21 protein-coding genes, 1 pseudogene and 2 riboswitches are annotated in these 19,118 nt (G+C 38.7%); of the genes and pseudogenes, 10 read left to right on the top strand and 12 right to left on the bottom strand.

The genetic code is table 11. The features are described 5' to 3' along the window. Both MHH54_RS08940 and MHH54_RS08935 read left to right on the top strand, forming a co-directional pair. Positions 1-999 carry a zinc-binding alcohol dehydrogenase family protein gene (locus tag MHH54_RS08940; protein ID WP_342500881.1) on the top strand — a complete coding sequence of 333 codons (999 nt, stop codon included), beginning with the start codon at positions 1-3 and terminating at the stop codon, positions 997-999. A 124-nt stretch (positions 1,000-1,123) separates the two neighbouring features. Next, positions 1,124-1,543 (top strand): ester cyclase, encoded by a 420-nt coding sequence (locus MHH54_RS08935; protein ID WP_106032503.1) that lies wholly within the window; start codon positions 1,124-1,126, stop codon positions 1,541-1,543. 273 nt (positions 1,544-1,816) lie between these two features. Here MHH54_RS08935 and MHH54_RS08930 read toward each other — a convergent pair whose 3' ends face one another. Further along, the gene (locus MHH54_RS08930) at positions 1,817-2,194 is read right to left on the bottom strand and encodes a DUF2294 domain-containing protein (protein ID WP_106032502.1); all 378 of its coding nucleotides are present in this window, start codon (positions 2,192-2,194) and stop codon (positions 1,817-1,819) included. Positions 2,195-2,300: 106 nt separating this feature from the next. Next, positions 2,301-2,453, bottom strand: a riboswitch (cyclic di-AMP (ydaO/yuaA leader). Between the two features lie 214 nt (positions 2,454-2,667). Further along, a riboswitch (cyclic di-AMP (ydaO/yuaA leader) is annotated at positions 2,668-2,810 on the top strand. A 727-nt stretch (positions 2,811-3,537) separates the two neighbouring features. On the opposite strand from MHH54_RS08930, the gene kdpA reads away from it, so the two are divergent. The 3 genes from kdpA to kdpC are packed head-to-tail and all read left to right on the top strand — an operon-like array spanning position 3,538 to position 7,893. After that, positions 3,538-5,211, top strand: a complete 1,674-nt coding sequence (kdpA, locus tag MHH54_RS08925) for a potassium-transporting ATPase subunit KdpA (protein ID WP_106032609.1) — start codon at positions 3,538-3,540, stop codon at positions 5,209-5,211. A 40-nt stretch (positions 5,212-5,251) separates the two neighbouring features. Further along, a complete protein-coding gene (kdpB, locus tag MHH54_RS08920) occupies positions 5,252-7,288 on the top strand; it encodes a potassium-transporting ATPase subunit KdpB (protein WP_223251369.1) in 2,037 nt (678 codons plus the stop codon). A gap of 23 nt (positions 7,289-7,311) precedes the next feature. After that, complete coding sequence (gene kdpC, locus MHH54_RS08915; RefSeq protein ID WP_268493784.1) at positions 7,312-7,893, top strand: potassium-transporting ATPase subunit KdpC; 582 nt, start codon at positions 7,312-7,314, stop codon at positions 7,891-7,893. A gap of 328 nt (positions 7,894-8,221) precedes the next feature. On the opposite strand, the pseudogene MHH54_RS08910 reads toward kdpC, so the two are convergent. Continuing rightward, positions 8,222-8,390: pseudogene (locus MHH54_RS08910) on the bottom strand (acetyltransferase); the annotation flags it as partial. Continuing rightward, positions 8,381-8,554, bottom strand: coding sequence for a maltose acetyltransferase domain-containing protein (locus MHH54_RS08905; protein ID WP_262983093.1), 174 nt, complete (start codon positions 8,552-8,554; stop codon positions 8,381-8,383). The pseudogene MHH54_RS08910 and the gene MHH54_RS08905, both read right to left, overlap by 10 nt. 205 nt (positions 8,555-8,759) lie before the next feature. Between MHH54_RS08905 and MHH54_RS08900 the strand changes: the two genes are divergently transcribed. From MHH54_RS08900 to MHH54_RS08890, 3 genes are all read left to right on the top strand, one after another. Continuing rightward, positions 8,760-9,938, top strand: coding sequence for an MFS transporter (locus tag MHH54_RS08900; RefSeq protein ID WP_106028888.1), 1,179 nt, complete (start codon positions 8,760-8,762; stop codon positions 9,936-9,938). A gap of 193 nt (positions 9,939-10,131) precedes the next feature. Continuing rightward, entirely contained in the window at positions 10,132-10,467 is a 336-nt protein-coding gene (locus MHH54_RS08895; RefSeq protein WP_003210975.1) for a hypothetical protein, read from the top strand. A gap of 43 nt (positions 10,468-10,510) precedes the next feature. Beyond that, on the top strand, positions 10,511-10,636 hold the full coding sequence (locus tag MHH54_RS08890) for a hypothetical protein (RefSeq protein WP_003210976.1): 126 nt from the start codon (positions 10,511-10,513) through the stop codon (positions 10,634-10,636). Between the two features lie 53 nt (positions 10,637-10,689). Here MHH54_RS08890 and parC read toward each other — a convergent pair whose 3' ends face one another. The 3 genes from parC to MHH54_RS08875 all read right to left on the bottom strand — a co-directional run bounded on the left by parC (position 10,690) and on the right by MHH54_RS08875 (position 15,926). Beyond that, complete coding sequence (gene parC, locus MHH54_RS08885) at positions 10,690-13,128, bottom strand: DNA topoisomerase IV subunit A (RefSeq protein ID WP_003212124.1); 2,439 nt, start codon at positions 13,126-13,128, stop codon at positions 10,690-10,692. A gap of 2 nt (positions 13,129-13,130) precedes the next feature. Continuing rightward, complete coding sequence (gene parE / locus MHH54_RS08880; RefSeq protein WP_095117801.1) at positions 13,131-15,098, bottom strand: DNA topoisomerase IV subunit B; 1,968 nt, start codon at positions 15,096-15,098, stop codon at positions 13,131-13,133. A gap of 414 nt (positions 15,099-15,512) precedes the next feature. Further along, entirely contained in the window at positions 15,513-15,926 is a 414-nt protein-coding gene (locus MHH54_RS08875) for a CoA-binding protein (RefSeq protein WP_050944892.1), read from the bottom strand. Positions 15,927-16,080: 154 nt separating this feature from the next. Here MHH54_RS08875 and plsY point away from each other — a divergent pair, with 154 nt between their 5' ends. Both plsY and MHH54_RS08865 read left to right on the top strand, forming a co-directional pair. Then, positions 16,081-16,662: a glycerol-3-phosphate 1-O-acyltransferase PlsY gene (gene plsY / locus MHH54_RS08870; RefSeq protein ID WP_003212462.1), complete on the top strand. Its 582-nt coding sequence runs from the start codon at positions 16,081-16,083 to the stop codon at positions 16,660-16,662. A 99-nt stretch (positions 16,663-16,761) separates the two neighbouring features. After that, on the top strand, positions 16,762-17,049 hold the full coding sequence (locus MHH54_RS08865; RefSeq protein WP_342500880.1) for a HesB/YadR/YfhF family protein: 288 nt from the start codon (positions 16,762-16,764) through the stop codon (positions 17,047-17,049). A 39-nt stretch (positions 17,050-17,088) separates the two neighbouring features. Here MHH54_RS08865 and MHH54_RS08860 read toward each other — a convergent pair whose 3' ends face one another. The 6 genes from MHH54_RS08860 to MHH54_RS08835 form a co-directional block, all read right to left on the bottom strand. Continuing rightward, entirely contained in the window at positions 17,089-17,400 is a 312-nt protein-coding gene (locus MHH54_RS08860; RefSeq protein ID WP_342500879.1) for a hypothetical protein, read from the bottom strand. 3 nt (positions 17,401-17,403) lie between these two features. Continuing rightward, positions 17,404-17,826 carry a thioesterase family protein gene (locus tag MHH54_RS08855; RefSeq protein ID WP_003211985.1) on the bottom strand — a complete coding sequence of 141 codons (423 nt, stop codon included), beginning with the start codon at positions 17,824-17,826 and terminating at the stop codon, positions 17,404-17,406. 104 nt (positions 17,827-17,930) lie between these two features. Beyond that, complete coding sequence (gene tlp, locus MHH54_RS08850) at positions 17,931-18,173, bottom strand: small acid-soluble spore protein Tlp (RefSeq protein WP_342500878.1); 243 nt, start codon at positions 18,171-18,173, stop codon at positions 17,931-17,933. A gap of 13 nt (positions 18,174-18,186) precedes the next feature. Continuing rightward, a complete protein-coding gene (locus tag MHH54_RS08845) occupies positions 18,187-18,330 on the bottom strand; it encodes an acid-soluble spore protein N (protein WP_008357830.1) in 144 nt (47 codons plus the stop codon). A 51-nt stretch (positions 18,331-18,381) separates the two neighbouring features. Then, entirely contained in the window at positions 18,382-18,531 is a 150-nt protein-coding gene (locus MHH54_RS08840; protein WP_223251180.1) for an FbpB family small basic protein, read from the bottom strand. 48 nt (positions 18,532-18,579) lie between these two features. Beyond that, positions 18,580-19,083, bottom strand: a complete 504-nt coding sequence (locus MHH54_RS08835; RefSeq protein WP_050944895.1) for a TlpA disulfide reductase family protein — start codon at positions 19,081-19,083, stop codon at positions 18,580-18,582. Positions 19,084-19,118: the final 35 nt, after the last annotated feature.

Here is a 19,118-nt window from a genome sequence, read left to right as displayed (position 1 = left end):
ATGAAGGCAGTTGTATTGGAAAGGGTCTGTACCCCAAAAGAACTACAGATCACTGAAGTATCTATTCCTGTAGTCAAACCTGGATGGGTACTTGTAAAAATCAGGGCGTTTGGAATAAATCGCTCCGAAATGTTCACTAGACAGGGGCATTCACCGTCCGTTCAATTCCCACGTATTATTGGGATCGAATGCGTAGGAGAAATTGAAGACCCTTCAGATAGCACATTTATAAAGGGAACGACCGTCGCTTCATTAATGGGAGGGTTAGGCCGTGCATTTGACGGAAGTTATGCTGAATATGCACTTATACCTTCGGACCAAGTGTATCCTATTCCTAGCGATATGAAATGGACTGAACTTGCAGCGATACCGGAAATGTATTATACCGCGTATGCATCCTTATTTGAATGTCTTCAATTGACTTCAGGAGAGATGCTACTTATTCGTGGTGGAACAAGTTCCGTAGGCTTAGCAGCACTTCAGCTAGCTAAGAGTGTAGGAGCAACAGTAATATCAACGACTCGAGACGAAGAGAAATTTGCACTTCTCCAACAAGCTGGAGCAGACTATGCACTGCTCGATAATGAACATTTGAGTGAACAGGTGTATGCTATTGCTCCAAATGGGGTAAACAAGGTTCTAGAGTTGGTTGGTACAACGACTGTAAAGGAGTCCTTGCAATTCATCTCAGAACGAGGGATTTGTTGCATGTCAGGAATATTAGGAGATGAATGGACTCTTGATGCCTTTGAACCTTTAGTGGATATACCCACAGGTGTATATTTCACAGCGTTCACAAGTGAAGTGATCAAAGAAAGTACACTGATCTCTTTATTTGAACATATCCAAAAACATGGTATAGTCCCACCTATTTCTAGAGTCTTTACACTCGAGGAGATTGGAAAGGCACATCTTTTAATGGAAAGTAACACCGCAAACGGTAAGATCGTTATATCCAATGACATTTTAGAAACGAATGATAATTTCTCTGCAACTTAAAGATAAAATAATAGTTACAAAAAGGTTCCTATGCAACATTAAGGTGCCTACTTACCAATTATCTAAAGTAGAGATAAAATTTAAGTGAAGGCATATGCTCACGAAAATAGAAAGGGGTTTAAATATGACGATTACAGAAAACAAACAATTGATGGATCGTTTCACGAACTTCATTAATACGGCAAGCAAAGAACTTGCTGAAGAATTAATTGCTCCAGATGCTGTTTTTTATGTACCTATGCAAAAAGAACCAATGAATGGTCCAAGTGGTTATCTCTCCATAATTCATATGATGAGATCTGGTTTTTCTGATATACAATGGACTGTTAAGGAGTTGGTAGCAGAAGGGAATCTAATAGCAGCTCATTTTGTCATGAAGGGCACACAAGACGGAGAGTTTCTCGGGTTTCCACCAACGAAAAAGAAAATTGAAGTAAATGCAATGAATTTTTATCGGATCTCTAATGGTCAAATTATTGAAGAGTATGGTCAACCCGATATGCTTGGCTTGCTCCAACAAATAGGGGCAATTCCAAAAGCATAATTACATCTCCTCTTGTAAATAAATGAAGTGATCTCAGAAAATGTCGCTATAAAAGCGGCATTTTTTTGAGATCATGTGACTTGATTGAGAAATTACCTCAGTTCACACCTAGAAAATTCAGTTCTTTTAAAATACCATAACGGGGTTCAGTCCCCATACTCTTTGGTCTTTTAATGAATCTCAAGTTTTAAATGCAACTACAAGCGCTAGAATGAACTTAGATTACTACTATAAAAGTTAATACTAAAAACAACCTCACATAGTAGGTAAGTGTTACTCAATATTATTAAGTAACTTCGAAATATTCTGATTCATCACAAATACTTCAATTCGTTCACCAGTTTTTGTACTAGTATCACTATGGCTAGATAATACATTACACCCTGTATGCTTTTCCACAATTGCCTTAAAATCTTCACTATACATTTCCCTAAGGACCTGTCTCATCTTCTTCACAAGACCTTTACCTATATCATGGGTAACAAGGTGTTCTTCCTCAACAGTCAAAACACCTTTAAAGCGTAAAAGAATCATATCCTCTACAATATAAGTTTTTGCCTCTCGAGGTCCTCGACCAATTAATTCTCGTTGAAATTTAATAAAAGCCTCGCTGAGTTCAGTTTCTAACTTTTTCTTAGATTGTCCCATAATTTTCCCTCCGAATAATTCTTTCTGTCGTAATAAAACAAAAAAACCGAGAAGAGGATTTCTATTAGACCAACAAATCTAGGAATTCACTAGCCTATAAGCAAATAGGAACAATTCTCTTCAAACGCTTACGAGGTTAGCTGCCGGATTCGGGCATGAGAGTTGCCCTACTCAAAATGATGAGATTCACCCCTAAAATGAATCAGTTCCATTTTATTCTGGTTCCCCCGCTCTTACAATCAAGATTTAGCGATTTAAGTTCATTCATTTGTTAAAACATCAATTATCATAATTAATGATACTGGAATTGTAAAGAAGATTTTTTATTTAATAAGGGAGGGGGATATAGAAGAGAAGCCTAACATAAGTTTATTGGTGATTAATGAAAAAGAAAGACCATAACTAAATAATTTTTTTGGAAATGTCTCTTTACAAGTAAAATTTATAATCGTATAATCAAACCATTCATTAAATTAAACATATATCGGCCTAGTCCTGAATATTCAGGAACGGAGGAACCAATTAATTGGGGTTAATTCTACAGATTGTAGAAGGGATGAGATGACTCTTTCGCCATCCTACCCGTCAGCTAACTTCGTCGGCTAAAGCGAAGGAGGTCAACAGACCGCCTATTAATTCAACGGATATTCTATTGCTTTTGCAGTAAAATATTTATTGAATCATGTTTTGTGGGTCTTTTTTATTTGTTTAAAATTGATATAAAACTGTATCTTAAGAAAAGAACAGGGAGACAGAATGCAGGGAGAGCTTAACGCTAGCTAGGCATTAGGTAGACCAATGAGTACTTTTCTTCCACAGTTGGAATTGTTAAGAGAAGGATAGGAATTCTATGTCTTTAACTTCAAAGGCATAGTTATAGATACCTATTTGTTTCTTTACCATTTCACAGGGAGATAAGTAAGCATTGGTCTATTTTTTATTCTTAGGCTTATTTCAAGTTTTGTAGGAAGTAAGCGTAAATATAAAATTTGTCTACTTTCGATCAATCCAATAAGTAGGAGACTAGGTTTATATTTGATGAACGATATGAATTTCATAAGAAAGTCAAACGGTGTAGAAACTAAAATTGCGATGCAATTAGTAAATGAATGGAGAGAAAAAACGATGAATGACTTAATAACAATGAGTTTTTTTATAGTATCCTTTGTTCTTTTCTGGTGTTTTACGTTGTTTTGTGAGAAAGAATAAGGAGGATAATAATATGTTTATACCTGCAATAATTGGATTAGTTATGATCATTTACTTGTTATATGTGCTGATTAAACCCGAAAAATTCTAAATATTAAAAATTAAAGAGCAGCAAATAGGAGGAAATACAAATGTCGATGGGACTTATACAGGTAGCGGTCACCTTACTCATTATTGGGCTATTAGTAAAGCCAGTTGGTCTCTACCTTGTAAAAGTATTTAACTATGAAGAAACAAGATTGAATCAATTTTTCGGACCAGTGGAACGTGTCATCTATCGTTTTATTGGAGTTAACGAAAAAGACCGTATGGGGTGGAAAAAATACGTCTTTGCTGTTCTGCTTTCTAATTTTATCATGATGATGTTGATGTATGGAGTTTTCAGATTACAAAAATACTTGCCTTTAAATCCGGACGGTATAGAGAATATGTCTTCTGGATTAGCATTTAACACAGCCGCTTCTTTCATTACCAATACAAACTGGCAAGCGTATAGTGGGGAAAATTCACTGTCATACTTATCACAGATGATAGCTGTTACTTTCCCTATGTTTACATCAGCTGCTACAGGATTTGCTGTAGCCATTGCATTTATACGCGGTTTAATAGGTCGTCAAGATAACCTTGGCAACTTCTACGTCGATCTTGTTCGTTCTATCATCCGTGTGTTCTTGCCTTTATCTTTTATTGTTGCTTTATTCTTAGTATTTCAAGGAGTACCTCAGACACTTCATGGTGCGGTTCATGCTACAACTCTTGAAGGAATTACCCAAATTATAACAAGAGGTCCCGTAGCAGCTTTAGAGTCTATTAAACACATTGGAACTAATGGTGGTGGATACTTTGGAACAAATGCAGCACATCCATTTGAAAATCCAACGCCATTAACAAACTTTGTTCACATTTTATCTATGATGCTGCTTCCTACTGCTTTAGTATATGCATTTGGAGTTATGGTAAAAAACAAAAAGCAAGGTTTCACTATATTTGCCACAATGAGCATGATGTTTATCGTGTTCCTTTCTGTTGTGTTTATTGCCGAATATAATGGGACGCCCGCTTTAAATCATTTGGGTATTGATGGGAATATGGAAGGCAAAGAAGTTCGTTTTGGTATATCAGAATCTGCTTTGTTTACCGCAGTTACAACAGCAGCAACAACTGGTTCAGTAAACAACATGCATGATTCTTTAACGCCTATAGGCGGGCTTGTTCCATTGGCTCAGATGATGTTAAATAACATATTCGGAGGTAAAGGAGTAGGACTATTAAATGGATTGCTATACGTCATACTAACAGTTTTTATTTGTGGGCTTATGGTAGGGCGTACACCAGAGTTTTTAGGAAAAAAGATTGAAGCTAAAGAAATCAAATTAGCTTCAATCGCTATCTTAATTCACCCAATTCTTATCCTAGTTCCTACAGCAATTGCTTTATCGCTCTCAGGACCAGTTTCATCAATATTAAACCCAGGTTTCCACGGGATATCAGAAGTATTATATGCTTTTACATCAGGTGCAGCTAATAATGGATCAGCTTTTGGTGGTCTTACCTCTAACACTGATTTTTATAATATAGCTATCGGTTTAGTTATTTTATTCGGAAGATATATTGCCATTATAGCAATGCTAGCCATTGCAGGTTCATTAGCTACTAAGAAGATTGTTGCGACAACTTCAGGAACATTTCGTACAGATACACCCATGTTTACTATTATTCTATTAGTAGTCATTCTGGTTGTCGGAGCTCTTACATTTTTCCCGACACTAGCACTAGGGCCAATAGCAGAACATTTAGGAATGTTTCAGTAATGCAACAGACAAGCAACAAAACAAATAAGGAGGATGCCTCGTGGCAATTGAGAAAAAAGTTGTTTCAAAAAATGTTATGTTTCAAGCAAGTATAGATGCATTTAAAAAGTTAAATCCATTGGTTATGATCAAAAATCCCGTCATGTTTGTAGTAGAAGTAGGAACTTTCATTACGCTGATTTTATCTTTTAACCCTAACATCTTTGGCGAAAGTAACGTCGGACATGGTTACAATATTGCTGTATTTCTTGTTCTTTTATTTACAGTACTATTTGCTAATTTTGCAGAAGCTCTTGCAGAAGGGCGAGGTAAAGCACAAGCAGATACATTAAGGAAAACAAAATCAGAAACATTGGCAAAAGTAAGACAAAAAGACGGAAGCTATCAGGAGATGCCATCTACTTCTTTACATAAAGGAGATATTGTACGGGTAGATACTGGGGATATTATTCCTTCTGACGGTGAAATCATTCAAGGGTTAGCATCTATTGATGAATCAGCTATTACAGGTGAATCTGCACCTGTCATTAAAGAAGCTGGTGGTGACTTCTCCTCGGTAACAGGAGGAACAAGGGTCGTTTCAGATTACATCATTGTGAAAATACAAGCAGATCCTGGTGAATCATTTCTCGATCGAATGATTTCTTTAGTAGAAGGAGCAACTCGTCAAAAAACACCTAATGAAATTGCGCTTACAACACTTTTAACGGTATTAACCTTAATTTTTTTAGTGGTTATGATGACGCTTGTTCCGATCGCAGATTATTTAAAAGTCAAACTTGATGTAACAACATTAATAGTACTCCTCGTTTGTCTCATTCCTACTACAATTGGTGGCTTACTCTCTGCCATTGGAATTGCAGGAATGAACCGTGTCACTCAATTTAATGTATTGGCTATGTCAGGTAAAGCAGTAGAAGCTGCTGGTGATATAGATACCATGATATTAGATAAAACAGGAACAATTACCTTTGGAAATCGTATGGCGAGTGATTTTGTCCCTGTAGTTAATGTTACCAAAGAGGAAGTTACTTTAGCAGCTCTAAAAGCATCTGTTAAAGATGAGACTCCTGAAGGAAGGTCAATAGTAGAACTTTCTAATAAATTAGGAGTTAATTGGAACGAAGATTACAGTAATGCAGAGATCATCAAATTTACAGCAGAAACAAGAATGTCTGGCCTAAATCTAATGAATGGAACAGTTATTAGAAAAGGCGCAGTAGATTCAATCAAGAAATATATCATTGAAAATGACGGAAGCATACCTGTTGACTTTGAGGAAATATCTAATAGGGTTGCAAAAGCAGGAGGAACACCTTTAGCAGTCGCTATTAATAATAAGATATACGGAATTATTTATCTGAAAGATACGGTAAAACCAGGACTAAAAGAACGTTTTGAAGAACTGCGAGGCATGGGAATCAAAACAATTATGTGTACAGGAGATAATCCATTAACTGCAGCAACAATTGCAAAAGAAGCTGGTGTAGATGAATTTATAGCAGAAGCTATACCAGAAGATAAAATAGAAGCGATTAAAAGGGCACAAACACAAGGTAAACTTGTTGCGATGACAGGTGATGGGACTAATGATGCACCAGCATTAGCACAGGCAGATGTAGGGGTTGCGATGAACTCTGGAACGATGGCCGCAAAAGAAGCAGCCAACATGATTGATTTAGATTCAGATCCGACAAAACTCTTATCTGTTATTGCTATTGGGAAGCAACTACTCATTACGAGAGGAGCTTTAACAACTTTTTCTATCTCTAATGATATTGCTAAATACTTTGCCATCATTCCAGCTCTATTTATTATGACAATCCCGCAGTTACAATCACTTAACATTATGCATTTAACATCACCAAATTCAGCACTGCTTTCTGCTTTAATTTTTAACGCTATCATTATTCCTCTTCTTATTCCTGTTGCGATGAAGGGGGCAAAGTATAAAGCAATGGACGGAAATAGGCTTCTGTTTAGAAATTTATTAATCTATGGACTTGGCGGGGTTATTGTACCCTTCATTGGTATTAAAATGATTGATGTCATTGTATCCGCATTGCATCTTGCCTAAAAAGAAAGTGGAGGAGAACACCATTGAAATCAATTATAATCGCATTACGTACATCAATAGTTTTTATGATACTATGTGGGTTGGTTTATCCTTTGGCTACAACAGGGGTAGCTCAAGTTTTATTTCATAAACAAGCGGAAGGAAGCCTTGTCATTCATAATGGAAAGGTAGAAGGTTCAGAATTATTAGCTCAGGATTTTAAAGGAGCTCAATGGTTTCATCCAAGACTATCAGCTGCTAAGTATGATCCAACTGCTTCAGCTGCCACAAATTCTGCTGTTGCATCAAAGGAATATATAAAAAAAGCAGAAAAAAATATAGAGCAGTTAAGGGGCGAGAATAGAAATATAGGCAGCAAAATTCCACCTGATTTAATTACCACTTCAGGTTCTGGATTAGATCCTGATTTGTCACCAGAGGCAGCTGAATTACAGGTGCCAAGAATTTTTAAAGCAACAGGCATTGCTCCGGATCAACTAATTGCTCTTATCAAAAAGAATCAAAAAGATCGCCAATTAGGTCTTTTTGGAGAGCCTCGAGTCAATATTTTAGAATTAAATATTCAGTTAGAAAAGTTCATTCAGAATAAACATATCATTAACTAAGCAAGAAGCTCAAAAAGCCCGACCTCTACGACCGAATTAATTTATTGAGAAGGTTGTAGAGGTTTTGAAATTAAATGGAGATAAAATTAGATAAGAATCATTGTATACATTTACATAAAGAAGAAGAGCATAAAAAAGCAATGGATCCGTGTTTACTTCGCTGTACATATGTATTCTCTTTTTTAGTTTACATAATATATATTCTAGGAAGTTAAACAACAAATACATTTTTCATGTCTCAAATCTAAGTATACTTATCTTATTGAGACAAAAAAGAAAAAATCAAAATCCTTCGCTTATTCGCCAGATTTTGATTCATCTAGATATTTCATGATTTTGCAGGATTTCCGCCAACCACGACGTTTGCTGGAACACTTTTTGTCACAATCGCCAATGGTGACACCTGGATTAATAATAACACCGCCGCCAATCCAGACGTGGTTTCCAATGGTGACTGGCTTGCCAAATTCAATGCCTTTTGCACGTTCTATTGGTTCAAATCGACCTCATTTCCGCAAGCGCCTAATAATTCCTTTAATAAAATGGCTGTTCTTTTTTCTGGCTGATTGGTTTGCTGGTATGCAAAGGTCAATTGTCTCGCTCTTTCACGATCTGCGATCAAGGTTTGGTCACTAGATACATGATGTTTTCCTTGGATCATTTTTTCCTTCTCACTTTTCATATTGATCCTCTCCTCCCCTTTTTCTTTATTTTACCTTCTCTTCAGAAGAATTTGTGAAGGCATGATTTCTTTTGAATAGAATTGGCCATGTTCCTGCCATAAGTTATTTACGAATCGACCCGTCTCATTTATAATCGAGTAGATTTGTTCAGTAACAGATACATCTTTAAATGTGAGGGATTACATGGAATTAAAGTGGTATAAAGCAATCATCATCATTTTCACGATGTCTGGTATTTCCATTTCCACATGGTTTTCACGGACACCAGAAGTGAGAGATTTATTACAAGCCAATACAGGAACGATGGGACTCATTTTACTCGGATTATCCGTTGGTTCAATTGTTGGGCTTGTTCTTTCAAATGTATTTGTTCGAAAAAAAGGCGGACGATTGGCAATTGTGATTAGTGCTTTTTTGATGTTTCTTGGATTCACCACTCTTGCTATTGGTTCGACCCTCTCTTCTATCTTTGTCGTCACGGCCGGACTATTTCTTTTTGGAGCAGGCTCAGGGATGTGCAATGTGGCGATGAACCTAGAAGGGACAGAAATTGAATACAGGATTAAGAAAACCATTTTGCCTATATTGCACGCTTCCTTTAGCATTGGCACTTTAATTGGAGCAGGTGCTGGCATTCTTTTTATTCATCTAGGGGTCTCTGTGTTGATTCATTTACTTGTCATTGCCCTTCTCTTCTTTCTCAGCATCCTAATTTGTACCCGGTATATTCCGCATGGGACTGGAATGGATCAGCATGAGAAGCAGTCTCAGTCAGATACAACTGATAGTTCTCATGCGGCATGGCTGAACAAACGGACGATATCTCTTGCGATGATCGCCTTATGTCTTGCATTTGTAGAAGGCTCTGCAAATGATTGGATTCCCCTTGCGATGGTAGATGGGTACCAGGTTTCACATTCCATGAGTACCGTCATCTATGCTTTATTTTTGTGCGGGATGATTAGTGGACGACTGATCAGCGGACGTTTAATTGATCGATTTGGCAGGGTGTTATTGCTAAGAGTCGCTATTTTTTCAGCAGCTGCCGGACTCTTGTTAGTCATTTTAAAAATTTCACTCGTAGTGTGTATGATATCCATCTTTTTATGGGGACTTGGCGCTTCTTTAGGCTTCCCGCTAACCATTTCGGCAGCTGGTGATGATAGCCGCTACGCCGTCAAACGCGTCAGCATTGTGACCTTATCAGGTTACACCGCCTCTCTTTCTGGGCCGCCTATATTAGGGCTGCTTGCCAATCAAGTAGGACTGCTTCATGCCTTTATTTTTGTGTTATTCGCCATATGTATTGCAGGAATCTTTACAAAAGCTGTCGCAAAACCGCGTACATCACAAGTTCACTAAAAGTGTCTGATCCTCGATCATGGCACTTTTTTAAATTTAAAAAATAAAATTGAAACCTTTCATGAAGTGAAACAGTCCTATAAATGTCCTGATGTTTATCGCTTTTTTAAAGAGGGAAAGTAAAAAAATAAGACTTTTCAAATAACAGAAAACGTGATAAGATCATGAAAATAAACAGGAAGGGGTGAGATAAATGAAAAAAAATATGCTGCTAAAATTAGCTGTCTTATTCATAGCACTTGCAAGTTTTCATTTGTTCTCAATGCCTCATTCCGTTCAGGTATACCATCATGCAAAGGTGGTTGCCGATCAAGAATCACATGAGATGAAAATCGCTCAGACAATGGGCGATGAAAAGAAACAAAAACATGTGAGCGCAGTATTTGCCGCATTTACAGTACTGCTGATGATTGGCAGTATGACAGCTGGATTTGCACGCATCACTCATACTGATCAATATGACCGGAAAAAGAAGCATTTACTTGCAGTGTTCTATCAATCTTCTTATTTCCGACTATCTCGTGTTTAACCCAACCATCTAAATCAAAACAAAAATTGGGAGGTTTTACACGATGTTATTTTTCTTAAGAGTATTCATTCTAGGTCTATTCTCTGTCACTTCACTTTCTCTTTTCGTCTACCAAGGAATTGAAGTAGTGCACGCCATTACAAACATGTTTGGCAGCCACGAGAGCTAAATGACCCGTATATAAAAGAAACCCCCTGTTTATCGCAGGGGGTTTTCGTTTGCTTATTTATTGTCATCTGGTGCAGGTTGAGGTGTGACAAGGACATGCGTTACTTCTCCCTGCTCTTCCTCATCTACAATAAATGATCCATTGCTATAACGGTCATTCGCTCTGAGAGTAGAGATATCAAGCGGAATCGTTGCACCCTTCTCTGTATCCATTTCAAGTGTGTCGTGCAGTGATGCAGCAATGACAGCCACAATACGATGCGGGTTTTTCTTTAATTCTCTTAGCATCAGAACTCCGCGTTTGGCTCTAGATGTTTTATCAAATTCAGAGAGGTTCATTCGCTTCACAGCCCCTCTTTGTGTCGTCAGCACAAGGACATCGTTTTTCGGATCAATGATCTGGCCAGAGACTACTTCGTCCCCGTCCTTCAAGTTGATTCCTTTGACACCAGCCGCTCTCGGACCAACAACACTTACTTCTTCTTCATCAAACCACAATCCGTAGCCATTTTTCGTCGCAATAAACAATTCCTGCTGTCCTGTTGTCACATGGACATCCACGAGTTCATCGTTCCCTTTTAGGTTCAAGGCGACAAGCGGTTTCGAATAGCGCTGCGCTTTATATTGCAGAAGCTCTGTTTTCTTCACCATTCCGCCTTTTGTAAAGAACAGCAGATACGATGTTTCATCAAATTCTTTAATTGGAATGGCTTTTTGGATGGATTCATCACGATCAATTGAAATGATATTCGTGATATGCTGCCCCATGTCTTTCCATCGTATGTCTGGCAGCTGATGCACAGGACAATAAATGTAGCTCCCTTTATTCGTGAACAATAGGAGGACATCCGTTGTATTCATTTCAAACTGATGAATCAGGCGGTCTGTATCCTTCATGCCAAAGTCCTTACCGTTAGATGCAGCATAGGAGCGCTGGCTTGTCCGTTTGATGTACCCATCCTTCGTCACCGTGACGTAAACATCCTCTGAGGCAATCATCACTTCTAGGTTAATCTTAATTTCTTCGATTTTTTCCTCAATGACAGATCGTCTCTCATCAGCATATGTCTTTTTGAGCTTTTTCAAACTGTTTGTAATGACCTTTAGCAGCTTTTTCTCGTTACCTAAAATGTCTTCAAGTTCTGCTATACGCACATCAAGCTCACTTGCTTCGTCTCTTAATTGCGTAATATCCGTATTCGTTAAACGATATAACTGGAGGGAAACAATCGCTTCTGATTGCGCTTCTGTAAAGTCATATTTATCCATCAAGTTGTTTTTCGCATCTCGCTTATCATTAGAAGAGCGGATTGTGGCAATGACTTCATCTAAGATGGATAGCGCCTTAATTAATCCGTCTACAATATGGTGGCGTTCCTTCGCTTTTCGAAGCTCATATGCTGAGCGATTCGTCACCACTTCTTTTTGATGAGCAATATATGCATCAAGTATAGTTGTCAGCGTCATTAAGGTTGGTCTACGATTATGTATCGCCACCATATTAAAGTTATACGGGATTTGCAGATCTGAGTTTTTATATAAGAAATTCAAAACACCATTTGCATCTGCTTCTTTTTTCAGCTCAACTACGATTCGAAGCCCAGTCCGGTCAGTCTCGTCTCGAACCTCTGAAATTCCTTCCACTTTTCTTTCAATTCGGAACTCGTCCATCTTTTTGACAAGGTTGGCTTTATTCACTTCATAAGGAATCTCTGTGATCACGATTTGCTGGCGCCCGCCGCGGATGGTTTCAATCTCCGCTTTTCCGCGAATCATAATCTTTCCTTTGCCTGTTTCATAAGCCTTCTTAATGCCGTCTACCCCTTGAATGATACCGCCTGTTGGGAAATCTGGACCTTTGATGACCGTCATTAAGTCCTCAACCGTACAATGCGGCTGTTCGATTCGTTTAATGACACCATCAATCACTTCTCCTAGATGATGCGGCGGGATATCAGTGGCATAACCAGCAGAAATCCCTGTTGATCCATTCACGAGAAGGTTTGGAAACATTGCTGGTAAAACAACGGGTTCCTTGCTTGTATCATCAAAGTTTGCGACAAACTCGACCGTTTCCTTGTCTAAGTCCTTTAATAGCTCTGAAGCAATCGCAGATAGCCTTGCTTCCGTATAACGCATGGCAGCAGGCGGATCACCATCGATACTCCCGTTATTTCCATGCATCTCAATGAGCACATTCCGTACTTTCCAATCCTGACTCATTCTCACCATCGCTTCATAAACAGATGAGTCACCGTGTGGATGATAGTTACCAATCACGTTACCTACTGTTTTCGCGGCTTTACGGAAGTTTTTATCTTGCGTGTTGCCTTCTGCGTACATCGCATATAAAATTCTTCGTTGTACAGGCTTTAGTCCATCTCGCGCATCTGGAAGCGCGCGGTCTTGGATAATATATTTACTATAGCGACCAAACCGGTCTCCGATTACTTCTTCTAATGGTAAATCATGAAATCGTTCTTGTTGTGCCATGTTTAAACCTCCTCAGCTAGCGACAAGTTTTCATTTTCAAGAATGTTGCTTTCCTCATCAAGTCCAAAGGCGACATTCTTTTCAATCCATTTACGACGTGGTTCTACTTTGTCACCCATCAATGTCGTGACGCGGCGTTCCACACGTGCAGCATCGTCGATTTTAACCCTGACAAGTGTTCTCGATTCTGGATTCATTGTCGTTTCCCATAGCTGGTCGGCGTTCATTTCACCTAAACCTTTATAGCGCTGAATCGTGTACCCTTTTCCAACTTTCTTCAGTACGTCATCCATTTCTTCATCAGACCATGCGTACTCAATAACTTCTTTTTTTCCTGAGCCTTTGCTGACTTTATATAAAGGCGGTAGTGCAATAAACACTTTGCCATGCTCAATCAGCGGCTTCATATAGCGGTAGAAGAATGTGAGCAGAAGCACTTGAATATGCGCTCCATCTGTATCAGCATCTGTCATGATTACGATTTTGTCATAATTGATGTCTTCTACATTAAAATCGACACCGACGCCTCCACCGATCGCATGAATAATGGTGTTGATTTCTTCATTTTTGAAAATATCAGCAAGTTTCGCTTTTTCTGTGTTAATGACCTTTCCACGAAGCGGCAGCACCGCTTGGAATTTACGGTCACGTCCTTGTTTTGCTGACCCGCCCGCAGAGTCGCCCTCTACTAGGTACAATTCATTTCTTGCGGGGTTTCTAGATTGAGCAGGTGTTAATTTTCCGCTCAGCGTTGCTTCGGACTTTTTCCGTTTCTTGCCGCTCCTTGCTTCTTCACGTGCTCTTCTAGCAGCTTCTCTTGCCTGCTGTGCTTTAATCGCTTTTCTCACAAGAAGAGTCGCTGTTTCACGGTTTTCTTCAAGGAAATAAGCCAGCTTTTCAGAAATAACAGCATCAACAGCTGAGCGAGCCTCACTTGTCCCAAGCTTTCCTTTTGTCTGGCCTTCAAATTGAAGCAGTTCTTCAGGAATTCTGACAGAAATTATAGCTGACAGACCTTCGCGAATATCAGTGCCCTCTAAATTTTTGTCTTTTTCTTTTAAAAGGGCTACTTTGCGCGCATATTCATTAAAGGCTCTTGTCATCGCCGTTTTGGCACCAGACTCATGCGTACCGCCATCTTTTGTTCTCACGTTATTGACGAAAGAAAGAATATTTTCCGAGTAGCCGTCATTGAATTGAAATGCAAAGTCTACTTCGATGGATTGATGCTCTCCTTCAAATGAGACCACTTCACTCAGAACATCTTTTTCTTCATTTAAATAAGCAACGAAGGCTTCAATGCCTGTCTCATAATAAAAGGTTTCTTGTACATCATGTCGTTCATCAATCAGCTCTATTTTTAATCCTTTTAATAAAAAGGCAGATTCTCTTAAACGTTCTGATAACGTATCGAAATTATAGGTTGTAACGCTGAACATAGATCGATCTGGTTTAAAATGAATCAATGTCCCGGTTTTTTTCGTTTTTCCGACTTTTTCAAGTGATGTGGCAGGCTTTCCGCCGTTTTCAAAGCGCTGATGATAAATAAAGCCATCACGTTCAATTGTGACAGTAAGCCACTCTGACAGCGCGTTTACAACAGATGCCCCAACTCCGTGAAGCCCACCACTTGTTTTATATCCGCCTTGACCAAATTTTCCGCCTGCGTGAAGGACTGTTAAAATGATCTCAGGTGTCGGTTTTCCAAGCTTATGCATACCAGTAGGCATCCCGCGTCCTTTATCCTGGACGGAAATGCTATTATCTTTATGTATTTTGACAACGATATGATCTCCATGGCCAGCGAGTACTTCATCGACAGAGTTGTCTACAATCTCATAGACAAGGTGATGAAGACCGCGTGAATCCGTTGACCCAATATACATCCCTGGACGTTTACGGACCGCTTCAAGTCCCTCTAGCACCTGAATAGAATCATCGTTATAATCTACTTGCTGCTTTTTAACCAAATGCTTAATCCCCTTTCACTAACAAACATAACCGGCAAACCATCAAATGATCTCTCTAGATTTAATGATGATCATGCTGCTCATTACTGTCCACTTTAATAAGCTGCATCATCACCATGCATGTATGGTTCAACAAAACATGCTCCTTTGCACGGCTATGAGAAAGTTCTACATTCTGCAATGAGAACTAGAAGTCCATTATAAACAAGACTGTTTGATAAGCCAAATGCAATCATATGATGATTTTTACAAAACGGAACAAATGTTCTATTTTAATCTTATCGCTCTTTTTCTTGTTATGCAAGATCACCGATATGTCCCTGTCGCCTTATTTTATCGCTTTCTTCTAGAATCGCAAATATATTTCTGTAACAAAAAAGCAAAAATCCTTGAAAACCAAGGATTTTTGACGATTTAATGAGTTTTTGTCATTGCATGAGCCACCTTGATACATACATCCATGATGGCGACCTTGCCATTTTCCTCAATCAGCCTTTTCGCTTCTTCGTGATAAATGCCTTGTTGCGCCCAAAAAACAGGTGCGTCTATTTCAAGAAATTCTTCTGCTACCTCGGGCAAAAACTCTGAACGTCTAAAAACATTCACGATATCAACAGGCTCTTTGATATCTTTTAGTGAAGCGACTGCTTTCACACCAAGTGCTTCATCGATCGTTGGATTCACCGGAATGATCTCATAACCGGCATCCTGCATCGCTTTAGACACCATATATGACGTTCGGTGCGGTTGATCTGATAAACCAACAACAGCAATTCGTTTACTGCTTTTTAATATGCGGCCAATTTCTTGTTTCGAAGGATGATTCATCCAAACACCCCTTTTCCTCTATTTTAGCGAACTTCTGCTTAAAAACAAAGCTGAATCCATCTGCTTTTGATTTTTTCAAAAAAAGATCCCCATGTTTTTCATAAGATCATGTTAAAATGTAAGACAAGAGGGAGAATATAAAGGAGTTATGCAGATGTTAATTGCTTTGATGTTTATTTTGGCTTATCTTCTCGGCAGTATTCCATCCGGTCTCATTGTCGGGAAAGCTGCAAAGGGGATTGATATCCGTGAACATGGCAGCGGCAACCTAGGTGCGACGAATGCATTTCGTACGCTTGGCGTAAAAGCAGGGTCTATCGTTATTTCTGCTGATATTTTAAAGGGGACTCTAGCTTCTGCTTTACCGTTTTTCATGCAACTGGACATTCATCCCTTATTAGTAGGGGTTGCTGCTGTTATCGGTCACAGCTTTCCTATCTTTGCAAAATTTAAAGGGGGAAAAGCAGTCGCTACATCTGGCGGCGTGTTATTATTTTATGCCCCATTCTTATTTATCACGATGATCGCTGCTTTTTTCTTATTTTTATACATTAGTAAATATGTTTCATTATCATCTATGCTGACCGGCATCTATACATTCATTTACAGCATATTCACCAAAGACGTATTCTTAATCATTGTTGTTGCCGTTCTTGCTGGTTTTGTGATCTACAGACACATCGCCAACCTCAAACGAATCCTCAACAAAACTGAACCGAAAATCAAATGGCTCTAGCCGTTTCATAAGTTTCATTCTGTGGTAAAAGTAAAGAAAAGCTGTTTTTTGCATCCTGCATTTTAAAAAACAGCATGACTTCAAAAAGGGGCGATCACATTGAAATTAACGATAAAAGAAGATGCACTTAATTGGTACAAGGATGAATTAGATTTAGAAAAAGGTGATCAAGTTCGCTTTTTTGTGAGATATGGCGGGTGCAGTAATGTACAAAAAGGCTTTTCTCTCGGCGTCGCAAAAGATGAACCTCAAAATGCCGGCGCAACCGCTAAAATAGAAGGTATTACTTTCTTCGTGGAAGAAAGTGATATTTGGTATTTTGACAACCATGATCTGCATATTGATTATAACGAGTCTGTAAAAGAACCAGAATTTCATTATGAATAAACAAAAAAGATACCTCATCCCTCGGGTATCTTTTTTGTTTTATCCTTCAATATATAGCCCAAACTCCTGAATGTTTCCTAAAGACCGCTCCTGTTGCAGGATTCTTTTTTGTGGTTCACCGATCAAGTCAAAGTGAGGAAACCCTGCGCGGTCATGAATCCATTCTTTTTTAAGTCCATGCTTTTCTCCCCACTTAATTAACTGCTTCATATCCTGACAGGCTGCTTTAGTGACGGTATTAGCATGCGGGAAACGGTCATCAAGCCAATAATGGGTTAAAAAGGCCATTTTTCCCTGCTGAACAGCTGATTTCCACGCATTTAGATCGCTTCTTTTAAGACCAAACGCCATAAGTTAAACCTGCTTCTTCGACTGTTCATATACTTTGTGCCAGGCAGGAAATGCTTTTCTAAATTGAATAGGTCTAAAGGTGTCTTTGTCTACACAAATATGCGAGGTTGTCCCTGTAATCGCTGTTTGTCCATCAGGCTTTTGAATTTCGTAGCCATACACCGTTTTGAGTCCATTGTATTCTTCAATCCAAGTATGAACGGTCGCTGTTTCACCGTACAGGAGTGGTTTTTTATATTTCACCTGCAAATCTATAACGGGTGCAAGAGCGCCGTCTGCTTCTAGCTGCGCATAGGAAAATCCTAATTCTTTAATCAGTGCTGTTCTGCCGACTTCCATCCAGATTAAATAATTGGCATGATACACAATGCCCATTTGATCTGTTTCTGCATAACGGACTTCTATTTCTTTTTTAGATACATACACGTTTTCATCGCTCTCCTATCAAAACCTAAGATCTCTGCCATTTTACCACAATCGAAATGGTTCTTCTAAAAGGAGGCAATAAAAATAAACCAGGGATCCCTGGTTTATTCAGTATAGCTATTTTTTCTTGCTGCTTCTTCGTCCTTGATTTCAGAACGCATCGCATCTATGCTCATTTTTCGATTTTCATTTTTTTGCTTAATCATCTGTTTTTCTTGATCTGTCGAAAGGGCCATCGCTGCTTCAGATTCATCGATATTGTCAAGGGTGTTTTCAATCATATCTTGCAGCTTTTCAACATTATCAGAACGATCATCTGGATTGGATTGATATGACTTTCCATTCATCTTGATTCCCTCCTTATTCGCCCTTCGTCTGGATCACATCAGGCTGTTCATTTGATTTATTATGCATCTTTTTACCTTTATTGCGTTTGTATGCTACAGGTTTTGTCCCTAAATGGTCTGGTGTAAACTGCGCTTGTTTATCATGCTCTCTACCCATCATTCATCCCTCCCTCCTCTTTAGGATGAACGAAAAAGGATAATTCATAACTTATTTCTGTCTAAAACGCTCTTCCAACTTTTCTTCAAGCTGGTTTAAAAATTCCTCATTGCTTAATAATTCTTTTTTATTTTCAAGTACAAGCTCTTCAAATGTACGTCGTTTTCTTCTTCTCATTGTACTCACCTCCAGTGTTTGTATTTCATTTTCGCCAAAACATTTAGAAAATAAGCAAAAAAAGCTGAATCATTATAGATCCAGCTCTTGCTCAATTTCTTTTTTTGTCAGCATTTGATGCTTCACAGACATGATGCGTCCTTTTTCATCTAATATGTATGTTGTTGGGTATGAAAGCACCTGATATCGTGCTTGAATGCCTTTTTGATCCAATAAAATAGGAAAGCTCAGTTTTAATTCATCTGCAAATGCTGCAACATGATCTTCACTTTTTTCAGTGGTCGTTAAATTCACTGCAAGTACTTCGACCTGATCATATTCGCTTCTAATTGCGTCTAGATCTGGCATTTCTGTCCTGCATGGCTTACACCATGTCGCCCAAAAATTGACGAGCACCTTTTTCCCTTTGTAATCAGATAACGAGGCCGTTTGACCATCAAGGGTTTTAAGTTCAAAATCAGGGGCTTGATCCCCTTTTTCAAGACCGATTGCGGGCTCTTTTGGTTCAAGTAAATTCCACACAAGTAAACCAATCAATACAAGTAAAACAGCGCTTGCTATTCCTTTTTTCCACATGATTGATCCTCCACTATTTTAAAAAAGAAGAGAAA

Source organism: Bacillus sp. FSL K6-4563 (genome assembly GCF_038630405.1).
GTDB classification, from domain to species: domain Bacteria; phylum Bacillota; class Bacilli; order Bacillales; family Bacillaceae; genus Bacillus; species Bacillus pumilus.
This window is presented reverse-complemented; position numbering and strand designations above follow the sequence as displayed.

Coding starts and splice junctions, on each gene's coding strand:
- MHH54_RS08890 (WP_003210976.1), top strand. CDS start 10,511: ATGTTATTTTTCTTAAGAGTATTCATTCTAGGTCTATTCTCTGTCACT.
- MHH54_RS08835 (WP_050944895.1), bottom strand. CDS start 19,083: ATGTGGAAAAAAGGAATAGCAAGCGCTGTTTTACTTGTATTGATTGGT.
- plsY (WP_003212462.1), top strand. CDS start 16,081: ATGTTAATTGCTTTGATGTTTATTTTGGCTTATCTTCTCGGCAGTATT.
- MHH54_RS08860 (WP_342500879.1), bottom strand. CDS start 17,400: ATGGCGTTTGGTCTTAAAAGAAGCGATCTAAATGCGTGGAAATCAGCT.
- MHH54_RS08935 (WP_106032503.1), top strand. CDS start 1,124: ATGACGATTACAGAAAACAAACAATTGATGGATCGTTTCACGAACTTC.
- MHH54_RS08875 (WP_050944892.1), bottom strand. CDS start 15,926: ATGAATCATCCTTCGAAACAAGAAATTGGCCGCATATTAAAAAGCAGT.
- parC (WP_003212124.1), bottom strand. CDS start 13,128: ATGGCACAACAAGAACGATTTCATGATTTACCATTAGAAGAAGTAATC.
- MHH54_RS08905 (WP_262983093.1), bottom strand. CDS start 8,554: ATGATCCAAGGAAAACATCATGTATCTAGTGACCAAACCTTGATCGCA.
- MHH54_RS08845 (WP_008357830.1), bottom strand. CDS start 18,330: ATGGGTAGAGAGCATGATAAACAAGCGCAGTTTACACCAGACCATTTA.
- tlp (WP_342500878.1), bottom strand. CDS start 18,173: ATGAATGGAAAGTCATATCAATCCAATCCAGATGATCGTTCTGATAAT.
- MHH54_RS08900 (WP_106028888.1), top strand. CDS start 8,760: ATGGAATTAAAGTGGTATAAAGCAATCATCATCATTTTCACGATGTCT.
- MHH54_RS08895 (WP_003210975.1), top strand. CDS start 10,132: ATGAAAAAAAATATGCTGCTAAAATTAGCTGTCTTATTCATAGCACTT.
- MHH54_RS08940 (WP_342500881.1), top strand. CDS start 1: ATGAAGGCAGTTGTATTGGAAAGGGTCTGTACCCCAAAAGAACTACAG.
- kdpA (WP_106032609.1), top strand. CDS start 3,538: ATGGGACTTATACAGGTAGCGGTCACCTTACTCATTATTGGGCTATTA.